The organism is Candidatus Methylomirabilota bacterium (assembly GCA_035709005.1).
GTDB lineage: Bacteria > Methylomirabilota > Methylomirabilia > Rokubacteriales > CSP1-6 > 40CM-4-69-5.
In genome coordinates, this window is the sequence record DASTFB010000009.1 from 1 (window position 1) to 13973 (window position 13973).

Here is a 13973-nt window from a genome sequence, read left to right on the forward strand (position 1 = left end):
AACCCCCGGGTTCGCCGTCCGGCGCGACTCAGATGCACCGGCCGCCGTCGACTTCGAGGCAACTGCCGGTGATCATCGCGGCGTCATCCGAGGCCAGGAAGACGGCGGCGCGCGCGATGTCGCCCGGCTGGTTGAGCCGGCCCAGGGGAACGGTGGCCACGTAGCGGGCCAGACCCTCCTCGTCCACTTCCTTCTTGTTCATGAAGGTCGGAAGCATCGGCGTGTGCGTGGCCACGGGAGCGATGGCCACCACCCTCACACCGTGGGGAGCCGCCTCCAGGGCGAGCGCTTTGGTGAGCGTCAGGACGGCGCCCTTGGACGCCGCGTAGGTCTGGCTCCCCGGCCGGGGCCGGGTCGCCGCCGTCGACGCCGTCACCAGGAAGACGCCGCGGCCTCGACGCTTCATCACGGGCAGCGCGTACTTGGCGCCCAGCCACACGCCCTTGACGTTCACCCCCATGATCCGGTCGAACGCCTCCTCGTCGACGTCCTCGATGTCGAGCTTCCATTGGGGCACGCCGGCGTTGGCGTAGAAGATGTCGAGGCTCCCGAAGGCGGCCAGGGCGCGCTCGACCATCGCCTGGTTGTCCCGGGCCACCGTGACGTCGGCACGCAGGCTCAGCCCGCGTCCCCCCGCCTTCTCGATGTGCTCGACCGTCGCCTTGGCGCCGGCCTCGTTGAGGTCAGCGACGACGACCCGCGCTCCCTCCGCCGCCATCGCCACCGCCGTCGCCGCACCGATGCCGGAGCCGCCCCCCGTGATGACCGCCACCCGATCCTTCAACCTCATCGTCGTCCTCCCGGAGCCTAGAGCGCGAGCTCGGCCATCGTGCGAACGGCCGTCGCATCGCCGCCGATCATCAGGGTGGTCACGCCGGCCGCCCGCCAGTCGGCGAGCCGCTCCCGGATGCGCTCGCGCGGCCCGCAGAGCGCGACGTCATCCACGAGCGCGTCCGGCACGGCGGCCTCGGCCTCGGCCTTGCGGCCGCTCAGGTACAGATCCTGGATCGTGCGGGCCGCCTCCTCGTAGCCGTAGCGCCGCACCAGCTCGTTGTAGAAGTTCATTCCCCGGGCGCCCATGCCGCCGACGTAGAGAGCGAGGCGGCCCTTGACCTTGGCCCGGCAGGCGTCCACGCGGTCGCCCACGACCACGCCGACCGACGGCATGATGTCGAAGCGCTGGACCGGCTTGACCGCAGGGCCGCCCGCCGCCCGGAAGCCCTCATCGAGCCACTCCCGAAACATCCTCATGTGCCGGGGGGCGAAGAAGGTCGGGATCCAGCCGTCGGCCATCTCCGCGGCCAGGGCCACGTTCTTGGGGCCGATCGCGGCCAGGTAGATGGGGAGGTCGGCCCGACCGTGGAGGATCGAGCGCAGCGGCTTGCCGAGCCCCGTGGCCCCCGGCCCGGTATGGGGAATCTGGTAGAACGCGCCACGGAACTCCAGCGGCTTGTCGCGCCGGAGAATCGCGCGCACGACGTGCACGTACTCGCGGGTTCGCGCCAGCGGCCGGCCGAAGGGCTGACCGTGCCATCCCTCTACCACCTGGGGCCCCGAGACCCCGAGCCCCATGCGAAACCGCCCGTGCGAGAGGGCATCCAGGGTCATCGCCGTCATGGCCGCCATGGCCGGCGTGCGCGCCGAGATCTGCATGATGGCGGTGCCCACGTGGATGCGCTCCGTGCGGGCCGCGATCCAGGCCGCCGGCGTCACCGCGTCGGAGCCGTAGGCCTCGGCGGTCCAGACGGAGTCGTACCCGAGCCGCTCCGCTTCCAGCACCTTGGCCATGTCGAGGTCCAGCGCGGGGCCCGAATAACTCAGGTGCAGCGCCAGCCTCATGGCACGCTCCTCATCGCGGGAACCAGCGGTGACGCGCCAGCGCCACGCGGCCGCCCCGCAGGGCAAGTCCTTCCGCTTGCAGACGCAATCGCTGGGTGAGCATGCCGCTCATGCGAGCCCGCACGCTGATCCCGCCGCGGGCGTTGACGACACGGTGCCAGGGAACGTCGTCCGGGCAGCGTCGCATCGCCTGCCCCACCGCCCGCGCCGCGCCCGGCCGTCCCAGCAGCGCGGCCAGCTGACCATACGTCGCCACCCGGCCCCGCGGGATGCGGCGCACCAGCCGCCACACCGCACGGACGAAGCTCAGGCCGGGCGCGCGCTGGTCGACAGCTCCCACAGTCGCGCGTACACGCCGCCGCGGGCCAGCAGCTCGGCGTGGCGTCCCTCCTCGTGGATGCGCCCGTGGTGCAGGACGAGGATACGATCCGCGCGCTGCGCCGTCGACAACCGGTGGGCGATGGTGATCGTCGTTCGGCCCTCCGCCAGGCCAGCGATGGCGTGCCGGATCAGCGCCTCGGACTCCGGATCCACGCTCGACGTCGCCTCGTCGAGAACGAGAACGGCGGGATTGTACACGAGGGCGCGGGCGATGGCCAGGAGCTGGCGCTGGCCGTGCGAGAGATTGGCGCCCCGCTCGACGAGCTCTTCCTCCAGCCCGCGCGGCAGCACCTCGAGCAGCGGCCCGCAGCGCGCAGCTTCCAGGATCCGGAGCAGATCGGTCCGGCTCACCCGGCCGTCGGCGACGGTCATGAGATTCGCCTCCACCGTGCCCGAAAAGAGCACCGTCTCCTGGAACACGACGCCCACGTGCCGGCGCAGTCGCTCCAGATCCCACTCCCGCACGTCGACGCCGGCCACCAGCACCTGCCCCTGCTGCACGTCGTAGGCCCGGTTCAGCAGGCGCGCGCACGTGCTCTTGCCCTCGCCGGTGGGGCCCACCAGGGCGACGTGCTCTCCCGGCGCCACCTCCAAGGAGCAGTCCCGCAGGACCCAGTCCTGGCCGGTGTACGCGAACCACACGCCCCGCAGGGCGACGGCCGGCGCGGCGGGCCGGGCCGCCGGGGGAATCGCCGGCGGCGTGACGATGGCGGGCTCGCGATCGAGCAGGGCGAACACACGCTCCGAAGACGCCATGGCGGCCTGCATGACGGTGTACTTGGCGCCCAGGTCGCGAATCGGCAGGAAGAAGCGGTTGGTGTACTGGATGAAGGCGACCAGCGTGCCGAACGACAGGGCCTCCGCGGTGATCTGGCCGGCGCCGTACCAGAGCAGCAAGGCCAGCGCCGCCGAGCCCAGGGCTTCTACCGACGCGTAGAGCGAGGCCTCCCACACCGTTGAGGTGAACATGGCCCGACGCAGCTCGGCGTTGAGCCGGCGGAAGGCGGTGAACTCGTGGGCCTCGCGGCCGAAGAGCTGGATGACGGTCATCCCTTGCAGCGACTCCTGCAGGAAGGCGTTGAGCCGGGCCAGGCGGCGCCGCACCGTACGGTAGGCGTCGCGGGCCCGCACGCGGAAGTAGGCGGCCCCCCCGCCCAGCAGCGGCATGAGCGAAAACGTGACCAGGGCCAGACGCCAGTCCATCCAGAGCATCACCGCCACCACGCCGGCCAGCGTGATCACGTCCCCCACCACGGCCACCAGCCCGCTGGTGAAGGCCTCGCTGATCGCCTCCACGTCGTTCAGGACCCGGGTCATGAGCCGCCCCACCGGATTGCGGTCGAAGAAGGCGGCTTCCTGGCGCAGGAGGTGCCGGAACAGGCGGCCGCGCAGATCGTGCATCACGCGCTGTCCGGCCAGGTGCATCAGGTAAGACTCGGCGGCGCGGCCGCCGGCCAGGGCCAGCAACACGCCCAGGAACACCGTGGCCACGCCCGTCAACCCGACCCAATCGCCACGAAGGATGTGCTCGTCGATGGCGACCTTGAGGAGGTAAGGCTGGAGCAGCTCCAGCCCGGCGATGAAGGGAAACAGCAGCCCCGTCGCCGCCAGCAGCCGCGCGTGCGGACGGGTGACCTGGGCCAGACGAGCGACGAGCCGGCGGTCGAAGACGCGGCCGACGACGTCCTCGAGCTCCGGCTCAGGCACGCGCGATCTCCTCCTCCAGCTGCTGGATACGCCAGAGCTGCGCGTAGGCGCCGCCTGCCGCGACCAGCTCCTCGTGCGTCCCGGACTCGGCGATGCGTCCCTCGACGAGCACCACGATGCGGTCGGCCGCGCGCGCTGCGCGCAATCGATGCGTCATGAGCAGCACGGTCCGGCCGGCGGCCGCCCGCCGCAGACCCCAGCTGATCTCGTCTTCCTTGGCCGCATCGACGCTGGCGAAGACGTCGTCGAGGACCAGGATGCGCGGCTCTCCGACCAGCGCTCGGGCCAGGGCCAGGCGCTGGCGCTGGCCGCCCGAGACGGTGAGGCCGCGCTCACCCACGACCGTGTCCCACCCGGCCGGGAACGCCTGGACCTCGTCCGCGACCCCGGCGACCACCGCCGCGGCACCAGCCGCCTCCCGCGTCACCCCATCCCGCCCCAGCGTGACGTTGTCGAGGATGGAGCGGGAGAAGAGGAACGCTTCCTGAGGCACGTAGCCCAGCAGCGCGCGAAGGCTTCCCCGGCTGATGGTGGTAACGTCGCGATCTGCGATGAAGACCGTGCCGGCCGGCGGCTCCCACAGCCGCGCCAGCAGCGTGCCCATCGTCGACTTGCCGCTGCCGGTGGGCCCCACCAGGGCCACCACCTCCCCCGGGGCCACGGCGAAGCTGACATCGCGCAGCGCCGGTCCGCGGCCCTCGTAGGCGAACGTCAGCCCGACGAAGCGGATCGCCAGCGGAGCGGGCGGAGGCGGCCCGGCCGGCTCCGGTGGCGGCGCCGCCGTGATGATCTCCTGGATCCGCGCCAGCGAGGTGAGCCCCCGCCGGGCCAGGGACAGCGTGAAGCCCAGGGCCAGCGTCGGCCAGGCCAGGTAGGCCAGGTAGCCATTGAACGCCACCAGCGCTCCCAGGGTCAGTCGGCCCTCCATCACGGCGCGGCCTCCGAGCCACAGCGCGATGAGGGCACCGAGTCCCGCGACGAGGCCGCTGAGGGGCACGAACCCCGACAGCGTGCGGGCCAGGGCCGCCGTGCGGTGGAGATGCTCGCGGTTAGCCCGATCGAACTCCGCAGTGGCGTGGGGCTCCATCGTGTAGCCGCGGACGACGCCGATGCCGACCAGCGTCTCCTGCACACGGGCCGACAGCACGCCCAGCTGTTCCTGAGCGGCTTGGGTCCGCTCGTGGATGGCGACGTTGGCGCCCCGGGCCAGCAACGCCAGCAGCGGGTACGGCGCCAGCGCCCACAGGGTCAGCCAGGGATCGACGGCGATCATGGCGGCCAGCGCCCCGACGAAGGCGAGCAGCGTGCTGATCAGGCTCACCCCGCCGAAACCGACCAGCGATCGGACCGCCGAAATGTCGCTCGAGGCCCGGGCCATCAGATCGCCGATGGCGTGCCGGGCGTAGAAGTCGGGAGGAAACCGCAGCAGGCTCTGATAGAGCTCGTCGCGGATGTCGCTCTCGACGCGCTGGGCGCTGCCGATGATGAGGAAGCGCGAGGCCAGGCGGGTCACGCCGTTGCCCAGCGCGATGAACAGGATGAGACCGGCGAAGCTGGCGATGGGGGCCACGGCCGGATCGCGCTCCAGCGCTTCCACGGCGCGCTGCACCGTGCGGGGGATCAGCAGGCTCAGCAGCGTGGCCGTCGACAGGCAGATCACGCCGGCGCCGTAGCGGACACCGTAGCGGGCCACGTAGCGCGCCAGCGGGCGCGCCAGCGATGCCGACCTCGGACTCAGCCCGTCCCTCGACCGCGGGCGCCCTCCGCGCGCGGCTTGAGCGCCGCGTACACGGCGAACAGCGAGGGCGTCGGCACCCCGAGCCGCTGGCCGAGTCTGACCGCATACCCGTGCAGGGCCTCCAGCTCGAGCCGGCGGCTCGCGGCGAGGTCGTCGGCCAGCGAGGATCGGGTGTCGGGACCGAGCGCGGAGGCCGCCGCCAGGATACGCTCGACCACGTCCGGCCCGAGCCGCACGCCGGCCCCGGCGGCCAGGGCGGCCAGCTCCTCGAGGAGGAGTCGGTAGAGGCGCCAGGTCTCCGGCACGGCGCGCACGACGCCCGAAGGACAGCCCGTGACCGCCGTGATCCCGGCCTGGGCGCAGATGAGGAGGTACTTCTCCCAGACCACGCGGCGAATGTCCGTGGACACCTCCGCGGGCACGCCGGCGAGGGCGAATGCCGCGCGCAGCCGCTCGAGGCGTGGGCTGATGCGACCGTCGAGCTCGCCGAACGCGACCCGGCCGGCGAAGCGGTGGGCGATCACGCCGGGCGCCACCCGCTCGGCGAACACGTAGGCGGCGCCGCCCAGCGTGCGGGCGATGCCCACGCGGGCTTGCACCAGCTCGAGGTTCACGACGCCGTTCTGCAACGACAGGACCGCGGTGTCCGCTCCCAGCGCCGGCTCCGCCGCGGCCAGCGCCGCTTCGGTGTCGAAGGACTTCACGGAGAGCACGATGACGTCGGCGGGGGCCCGGCCGGCAAGCCGCTCGACCGCCTCGACCTTGACCGTGTAGTCGCCCTCGACGGTGGAGGACACCCGCAGCCCGTCGCGCTGGATGGCGGCCAGGTGGGCGCCACGAGCCACGAGGGTCACCGGCGCGCCGGCCTGGGCCAATCGCGCGCCGAAGTAGCCTCCGACGCCGCCGGCGCCGACGATGACGATCCGCAACCCGTTCACGCTCGTCCCATGCTCCCGGAGCGTCCGTTGGTTGTCAAGGATCCGTGTGGTAGGCTGGCGCCGTCGACATGACGTCGCTCGAGTCACGCGTGGCGATCGACGCCGCGCGCAGCGCCGGCCACCTCCTGAAGTCCGAGCTGCCGAGCCGGCGGCAGATCACCTACAAGGGCTCGCCGACCAACCTCGTCACGGAGATGGACGCGCGGGCCGAGCGCCTGATCCTCGGGCGGCTGGCCGCCGCCTTCCCCGACGATGCGGTGCTCTCCGAGGAGGCCGGCGCGCGTCCAGGCCGCTCGGGCCGGCGCTGGATCGTCGACCCGCTGGACGGCACGACCAACTACGCTCACGGGATTCCGATCTTCGCCGTGTCGATCGCCCTCGAGGAGGCCGGGCACGTGATCGTGGGCGTCGTCTACGACCCGAACCAAGACGAGCTCTTCGTGGCCGAACGCGGCGCCGGGGCCTTCGTGAACGACGAGCGGCTCGCCGTGTCGTCGACGGCGGTGCTGGACGAAAGCCTGCTGGCCACGGGGTTCCCCTACAACATCCGGGAGACGCCGGACAACAACCTCGCCGAGTACGCCGCCTTCAGCGTCTGCGCGCAGGCGGTGCGCCGCCTGGGCTCGGCGGTGCTCTACCTGGCCTGGCTGGCCGCTGGGCGCTTCGACGGCTACTGGGAGCTGCGCCTGGGCCCGTGGGACGTCGCCGCCGGCAGCCTCCTGGTGGAGGAGGCGGGTGGGCAGGTGACCGATCTTCGCGGGGGGCCGCTGGACCTGGACGCCCCCGCGGTGGTGGCCAGCAACGGACGCATCCACGGGGCCATGCTGGACGTGCTCAAGACGGCCCGGCACGTCGGCCCTTGACGTCGGCACGCGCCGCGGCGACAGTGCGCGGCAGACACCCGGCGGCGCCGCCGGGATGGAGGGACAGGATGACGCGTGTGATCTGCATGATCGGGGTAGCGGTCCTCATGCTCGTGGCCAGTGCGGCTCAGGCCGTGGCCCAGAGCCCCCACCTGGAGGGAGCTCGCAAGGAAGGCAAGGTCGTCTGGTACACCTCGCTGGCCCTGGGCAGCGCCGAGAAGGTGGCCAGAATGTTCGAGACGGCCTACCCGGACATCAAGGTGGAAGTGCATCGAACCGGCTCTCAGCGGGTGCTGCAGCGCCTCATGCAGGAGCTGCAGGCCAACATCAAGAACGCCGACGTCGTGCATACCTCCGACGCCGGACACTTCGTCCTGCTCAAGGACAAGAAGCTGCTCATGAAGTACACCCCGGCGGGGGCCGACCGGTTGCTGGCAGGATTCAAGGACAAGGACGGCTATCACTACGGCCTCCGGGCCACCGTCTCCGTCATCGCCTACAACCCGAAGATCGTGCCGGCGGCCGAGGCGCCCAAGACCTGGAAGGACCTGCTCGATCCCAAGTGGCGAGGGAAGCTGGTCACCGCCCATCCCGGGTACAGCGGCGTCATCGCCACCCACGTCCTCGCCCTGGTGAACCTCCACGGCTGGGACTACTTCAAGCAGCTGGCCGCCAACAAGCCGATGATCGTGCAGTCGGCCGTCGATCCGCCGGGCGTGGTGGCGTCGGGCGAGCGGCCGGTGGCCGCCAACACCGCCGATTACAACGCCTACGCCACGAAGAAGAAGGGCAATCCCATCGAGATCGTGATGCCCCGGGAAGGCGTGCCCCTCATCGTCTCCCCGACGGCCATCACGGCCTTCGCCCCGCATCCCAATGCGGCCAAGCTCTTCACCGATTTCACCTTCAGCCGGGAAGTCCAGCAGACCCTGGCCGACAGCGAGGGGCTCTACACCGGGCACCCCGAGGTGAAGTATCCGGCCGACAGGCCCAAGCTCTCCGAGCTCAAGCTGCTGCAGGTCGATCCCTCCGAGCTGGAGCAGCGCAACGAGGAGATCAAGAAGCGCTTCGTCGAGTTCTTCGGTGCCTGACACCCTGGCCCGGCGAGCCTGGCCGGCCATGGCCATGGAGCGCTCCGTCGCCGTGTGGATCCTGGCGGCGGTCACGCTCATCGTGCTCATGGCCCTGCCCCTGGGCTGGCTCGGCTGGGTGAGCGTCAGCAGCGAGGGCGGTCCCACCCTGGCGCACTACGGGGCGGTCTTCCGCGACGCCCAGCTCCAGAAGGCGCTCTGGAACACCGTGGTGATGGCGTTCTGGGTGGGACTGGCCTCGCTCGCCGTGGGGGCGCCCCTGGCCTGGTTGACGGCGCGGACCGACCTGCCCGGCAAGGGGCTGATGCGCGGGCTGATCATGGCCTCGTTCGTCACGCCTCCGTTCCTGGGCGCCTTCGCCTGGGTGATGCTGGCCGGGCCCAACGCCGGCCTGCTCAACAAGATCTATCGCAGCGTCACCGGCAGCGCGGACCCGCTCTTCAACATCTTCACCATGCCGGGACTGGTCTTCGTGGTCACGATCTACACGTTCCCGTACGTCTACATCATGATCGTCAACACGCTCGGTCTCATCGCGTCCGACCTCGAGGAGGCGGCCTCGGTCCTGGGCGCCGGGCGACTGCTGGTGGCCGCGACCGTTACCTTGCCGCTGGTCGCCCCGGCCATTCTGAGCGGGTTCATCCTGGCCGTGCTGCAGGCCCTGGCCCTGTTCGGGTCGCCGGCGATGCTGGCGCTCCCGGCCGGCTTCCACACCATCACCACGCAGATCTGGGCGTTCTTCCACTACCCGCCCAAGGTCGAGATGGCCGCGGCCTTCTCGATTCCCCTGCTCCTGGCCACCGCGCTGTTGCTCCAGCTCCAGAAGCGCCTCCTGGGCCGGCGGGGCTACGCCTCCGTCGGCGGCAAGGGAGGCCAGCGGCGCAACATCCCGCTCGGCGTCTGGCGCTATCCCGCGCTCGTGGGCGGCCTGGCCGTGCTGGCCTGCGCGATCTTCCTGCCGTACGGCATCCTGGCCAAGGCGGCCTTCACTCGAGCGTGGGCCCAGCCGCTGACCTGGGACAATTTGACGGCGGGGAACCTCGCCTTCACCTTCTTCGAGTACAGCGCCACCAGGTCGGCCATCCTGAACACGCTGCAGCTGGGGGTGCTGACCGCCACCGTGGGGGCCGGCCTGGCCGCGCTCCTGGCCTATGTGGCCAACCGGCGCCTGATCCTCGGCCATCAGGTGCTGGCCTTCCTGGCCCTGGCCCCCATCGTCATCCCCGGGGTGGTGCTCGCCGTGGGCCTGTTCATCGCCTACACCCGTCCCCCGTTTCTGCTCTACGGTACGCTGTGGATCCTGTTCGTCGCCTACGTGACCAAGGAGATGCCGGTCGGGTACTCGCAGGCCGATGCCACGTTCAAGGGTGTGCATGCCGAGCTGGAGGACGCCGGCCGCATCCTGGGGGCCGGACGTCTGCGCGTGCTCCGCGAGATCACCGCCCCGCTGGCCAGAAGCGGCATCATCGCCACGTGGTGCTTCATCTTCATCGGTGTGATCCGCGAGCTGTCGGCCTCCATCATCCTGTTCACGCCGGGCACCAGGGTGATGTCGGTCGTGATCTTCGATCTCAAGGAGGAAGGGCAGTTCGGCGCCATCGCCGTTCTGGGACTCTTCATGCTGGTGATGACGTTCGGCACCGTCATCCTCATGCAGCGGGTCCTGGGCCGCGATTTCATGGGGGTTCGGCAGTGAGGCGTCGGCCGGCGGAGACGAGATGCCTGGCATCCTCCTGAAGGACCTGACCAAGCGCTACGGCGAGGATGTCGCCGCCGTGCGCGGGCTCTCCCTCGAGGTGAAGCCGCGCGAGCTGGTCGCGCTGCTCGGCCCTTCCGGCTGTGGCAAGACCACCACGCTGCGTCTGGTCGCGGGCTTCCTCCAGCCCGATGCGGGGGAGATCTGGGTGGGCGAGCAGTGTCTGTCCTCACCGGCCAGCGTCGTTCCCCCCGAGCGCCGTCGAATGGCCATGATCTTCCAGAGCTACGCCCTCTGGCCTCACATGACCGTGGCCCAGAACGTGGCCTACGGGCTGCGCTTCAGGGGCGCGCTCTCCCGCGACGAGCGCCAGCGGCGAGTCCGCGAGATGCTCCACATCGTGCAGCTCGGGGGCTTCGAATCACGCTACCCGGGCGAGCTGTCGGGAGGCCAGCAACAGCGGGTGGCCGTGGCCCGGGCGCTGGTGATCGAGCCCGAGATCCTCCTCCTCGACGAACCCCTGAGCAACCTGGACGCCAACCTCCGGGAAGAGATGCGTTTCGAGATCCGGCGCCTGCACGAGCACTTCGGCATCACGACCCTCTACGTCACCCACGACCAGGCCGAGGCGATGGTGATCTCGGACCGAATCGCGGTCCTCGAGCGAGGCCGGGTCGTCCAGGTCGGCACCGCCCGCGAGCTCTTCGAGCAGCCCCGCTCGCGGTTCGTGGCGGCATTCGTGGGCCGGACCAACCTCATCCAAGCGACGGCGGCGGGACCGGACACCATCGCCCAGGGCGGGTTCCGCCTGCGAGTGGCCGCCGCGGACCTCAAGCCGGGAACGTCGGTGGCCGTGTCCCTTCGCCCCCACGCCATCACGTTGCGACCCGTCGCTTCGGGCAGTGAGGGCGGGACCAACCTCCTTCGAGGTCGCATCGAGCGAGCGACCTACCTCGGCGACGCCGTGGACTACGAAGTGACGATCGAAGCAAGCGACGTCCGCTTGCGTGTCACGACCCTGCCCGGACTCGGTTTCCGCCCCGGTGAGGCGGTGCTGCTCGAGGTCCCGGCGACGGCGTGCGTGCCGCTCGCCGACGCCGGCGACTGAGGTGCGATGCCAGGCGATCTGCTGGAGGACCTCGTTCGGCCCGAGGCGTATCCCCCGCCGCGACCTGCCCGGGTGAGCGTGATCGCGACGCACATCTCGTGGGTCTTCATCACCGACCGCGAGGTGTGGAAGCTCAAGCGACCGGTAGACTATGGCTTCGTCGACTACACCACGGTCGAGCGACGGCGACACTTCTGCGAGGAGGAGATCCGCCTGAACCGTCGCCTGGCCCCCGACGTCTATATCGGCGTAGAGCCCGTCCGCCGGGACGACGGACGCTACTCCTTCGTCGGGCCGGGCCGCGTCGTGGATCACGCCGTGCGGATGCGCCGCGTGTCCGACGAGGCGAGCGCCGAGGCGCTGCTGCGGCGCGGGGCCCTCACCCACGAGCGACTGGCGCGCCTGGCCAGCCGGCTGGCCGCCTTCTACGCCGGCGCCGCCACCGCACCGGCATTCGGGTCGCTCGACATCATCCGGGCCAACGTCGAGGAGAACTTCGCCCAGGTCCAGCCGTTCGTCGGCCGCTTCCTGACCGCCGAGACTCTGCAGGTCGTCCGGGCCTGGCAACTGGAACGTCTCGAGCAGCACGCCGCCGACTTCGAGGCCAGGCGGGCGAGAGGGCATATCCGCGAAGGCCACGGCGACCTCCGGCTCGAGCACGTCTACTTCGAGGCGGCCGACCCCATCGTCATCGACGCCATCGAGTTCAACGACCGCTTCCGCAATGCCGACGTCGCCGCCGATGTGGCGTTTCTGGCGATGGAGCTCGACGCACGCGCTCGCCCCGACCTGGCCGCGAGCTTCCTCGCGGCCTTCGCGACGGAGTCCGACGACCACGATCTCTATGCCGTCGTCGACCTGTACCTGTCCTATCGGGCCTGGGTCCGGGCCAAGGTCGCCTGCTTTCTCGCCGCCGACGCCTCGACCGACCCCGACAAGGCGCGACGGAAGTCCCAGGAGGCGCAGCGACTGTTCGGGCTGGCCCGGGCTTATGCCGAAGCGCCGACGACGAGCCCGCCCCTGATCGCGGTCGGCGGCCTGATCGGGGCGGGCAAGAGCACGCTGGCCGACGCTCTCGGCCGCGCGCTCGGCGTGCCCGTGATCGCCTCGGACCGGACGCGGAAGGCCCTGGCCGGCGTGCCGGCGACGCAGCCGGCGCCGGCCGCGGCGTACGCGCCGGCGTTCACGGCCCGGACGTTCGCCGAGCTGTTTCGCCGCGCCGACGTCGTGCTGGGCTCCCGCCGCGGTGTCATCCTCGACGCCACGTTTCGCGAGCGCGACCTGCGCCTTCGCGCCCGGCAACTGGCCCGGCGCCACCAGCGTCCGTTTCGTTTCGTGGAGGCCATCTGTGACGACTCGACGCTGCGCCACCGTCTGCGCGCCCGCGCCGCGGCCGTCACCGTGTCCGACGCGACCGAAGACCTTCTCGATCGGATCCGGCGCGAGTTCGAGCCGATCACGGAGCTGCCCGACGACGAGCACGTGGCCGTGCTCACCACGCAGCCGGTGGCTACTCAGGTCCAGGCCGTGCAGGCGAGCCTGGCGCGCTGAGCGCGGCTGTCGTGTCTCACTCGGGGCCGTGGACGGACTGGCGGGCGACCACCGGCTCGCTTTCGATGTCGGCGCCCGACAGCTCGCGGTAGGCCCCCGTGTAGCCCAGCGGGCCGGCCGGCGGCCCCCATCGAGACGCCCGGGCCCGCCCGGAGGACGGGTGACCCGGCGGGCGGGAGGCCGCGTCGGCGGCTGTCGCCTCGGCATTCAGCTGGTGGAGCAGGACAAGCAGGTCCAGGCGGTGGCGCGCAGCGTATTGCTCGATCGTCAGCTCCCGGTACTGAGGCGAGGGCTGCCCAGGCTGCACCTCGAACAAGGGGCCGTGCTGGATGAAGATCGCCCCGGTCGCCGGATAGCGGGCGAGCACGTCGCTCACTTTCGATCCCGGGCCGATGGGCGGTGCCGTCATCGGCGGCTCGAGCGTGCAGCCTGGGGGCTTGTCCATCCTCGCTGGCCCATGCGTGGTTTCTCACGACCTCGTACTACGTCTGCACGCGATTGCGCAAGCTCGGCCACTGCCCCCGGATCGAGAACTTTTTCTACTGGCGGTCGTCTGGCATCCGTCGCACACTTGGCGTGCGCGGCCCCACAGGGCCGCGCCGAACCACCCAGCCATGGTGTCACGTTGACCGCAGTGTCGCGAGGCAGATCATGATCCGAGGCCACCGGGCTGGGTCATTGCAGGAGGGTTTGCTATGGGGTGCCCCCGGTGTGAGGCCGAAGAGGCGATCGGCGCCAAATACTGCGGCGGCTGCGGCCGTCGCATGCAGCGGTCGAGCTGTCAGCGTTGCGGAGCAACGAACCCGTCCGCGAGTAAATTCTGCCACGAGTGCGGACATGGCTTGATCGATACGGCGGCGGTACCGCGTGGCGCGGTCTCCGAAGCCGCGCAGTGGGACGAGCCCGAAGAGATCAAGGACAGCGCGTTCTGGGAAGCCTACGCGGACCGAACCGGCATCCCGGCCGCCGGCCTCCTCGAGGTGGCGCCCCCGCCGGGCGGGGAACGACGAGCATCGCCTGCGGTGGACCCCGACGAGGGCTCAACGCCCTGGCGCCAGGGC

At 70.9% G+C, this 13973-nt stretch carries 13 protein-coding genes; 6 read left to right on the forward strand and 7 right to left on the reverse strand.

The window, feature by feature from the left end:
- Positions 1-28: 28 nt before the first annotated feature.
- Genes VFR64_01755 through VFR64_01780 form a run of 6 tightly spaced genes read right to left on the reverse strand, consistent with a single transcriptional unit; the run spans position 29 to position 6603 of the window.
- Entirely contained in the window at positions 29-790 is a 762-nt protein-coding gene (locus VFR64_01755; protein HET9488470.1) for a glucose 1-dehydrogenase, read from the reverse strand.
- 17 nt (positions 791-807) lie between these two features.
- Positions 808-1839 carry an LLM class F420-dependent oxidoreductase gene (locus VFR64_01760; GenBank protein HET9488471.1) on the reverse strand — a complete coding sequence of 344 codons (1032 nt, stop codon included), beginning with the start codon at positions 1837-1839 and terminating at the stop codon, positions 808-810.
- 10 nt (positions 1840-1849) lie between these two features.
- Complete coding sequence (locus tag VFR64_01765) at positions 1850-2179, reverse strand: MGMT family protein (protein HET9488472.1); 330 nt, start codon at positions 2177-2179, stop codon at positions 1850-1852.
- Positions 2146-3927, reverse strand: a complete 1782-nt coding sequence (locus VFR64_01770; protein ID HET9488473.1) for an ABC transporter ATP-binding protein — start codon at positions 3925-3927, stop codon at positions 2146-2148. The genes VFR64_01765 and VFR64_01770 overlap by 34 nt, the downstream gene beginning before the upstream one ends.
- Positions 3920-5620 carry an ABC transporter ATP-binding protein gene (locus VFR64_01775; protein ID HET9488474.1) on the reverse strand — a complete coding sequence of 567 codons (1701 nt, stop codon included), beginning with the start codon at positions 5618-5620 and terminating at the stop codon, positions 3920-3922. The genes VFR64_01770 and VFR64_01775 overlap by 8 nt, the downstream gene beginning before the upstream one ends.
- Positions 5621-5661: 41 nt before the next feature.
- The gene (locus tag VFR64_01780; GenBank protein HET9488475.1) at positions 5662-6603 is read right to left on the reverse strand and encodes a 2-dehydropantoate 2-reductase; all 942 of its coding nucleotides are present in this window, start codon (positions 6601-6603) and stop codon (positions 5662-5664) included.
- A 68-nt stretch (positions 6604-6671) separates the two neighbouring features.
- On the opposite strand from VFR64_01780, the gene VFR64_01785 reads away from it, so the two are divergent.
- The 5 genes from VFR64_01785 (at position 6672) to VFR64_01805 (ending at position 12912) form a co-directional block, all read left to right on the forward strand.
- The gene (locus VFR64_01785; protein HET9488476.1) at positions 6672-7466 is read left to right on the forward strand and encodes an inositol monophosphatase family protein; all 795 of its coding nucleotides are present in this window, start codon (positions 6672-6674) and stop codon (positions 7464-7466) included.
- Positions 7467-7534: 68 nt separating this feature from the next.
- Positions 7535-8557, forward strand: a complete 1023-nt coding sequence (locus VFR64_01790) for an extracellular solute-binding protein (GenBank protein HET9488477.1) — start codon at positions 7535-7537, stop codon at positions 8555-8557.
- Positions 8550-10253: an iron ABC transporter permease gene (locus tag VFR64_01795; protein ID HET9488478.1), complete on the forward strand. Its 1704-nt coding sequence runs from the start codon at positions 8550-8552 to the stop codon at positions 10251-10253. Before VFR64_01790 ends, VFR64_01795 begins: the two co-directional genes overlap by 8 nt.
- Positions 10254-10275: 22 nt before the next feature.
- On the forward strand, positions 10276-11361 hold the full coding sequence (locus VFR64_01800; GenBank protein ID HET9488479.1) for an ABC transporter ATP-binding protein: 1086 nt from the start codon (positions 10276-10278) through the stop codon (positions 11359-11361).
- 6 nt (positions 11362-11367) lie between these two features.
- A complete protein-coding gene (locus VFR64_01805) occupies positions 11368-12912 on the forward strand; it encodes an AAA family ATPase (GenBank protein HET9488480.1) in 1545 nt (514 codons plus the stop codon).
- 16 nt (positions 12913-12928) lie between these two features.
- Here VFR64_01805 and VFR64_01810 read toward each other — a convergent pair whose 3' ends face one another.
- On the reverse strand, positions 12929-13321 hold the full coding sequence (locus VFR64_01810) for a hypothetical protein (GenBank protein ID HET9488481.1): 393 nt from the start codon (positions 13319-13321) through the stop codon (positions 12929-12931).
- Between the two features lie 433 nt (positions 13322-13754).
- Between VFR64_01810 and VFR64_01815 the strand changes: the two genes are divergently transcribed.
- A partial coding sequence (locus tag VFR64_01815) for a hypothetical protein (GenBank protein HET9488482.1) occupies positions 13755-13973 on the forward strand: 219 nt, incomplete at its 3' end.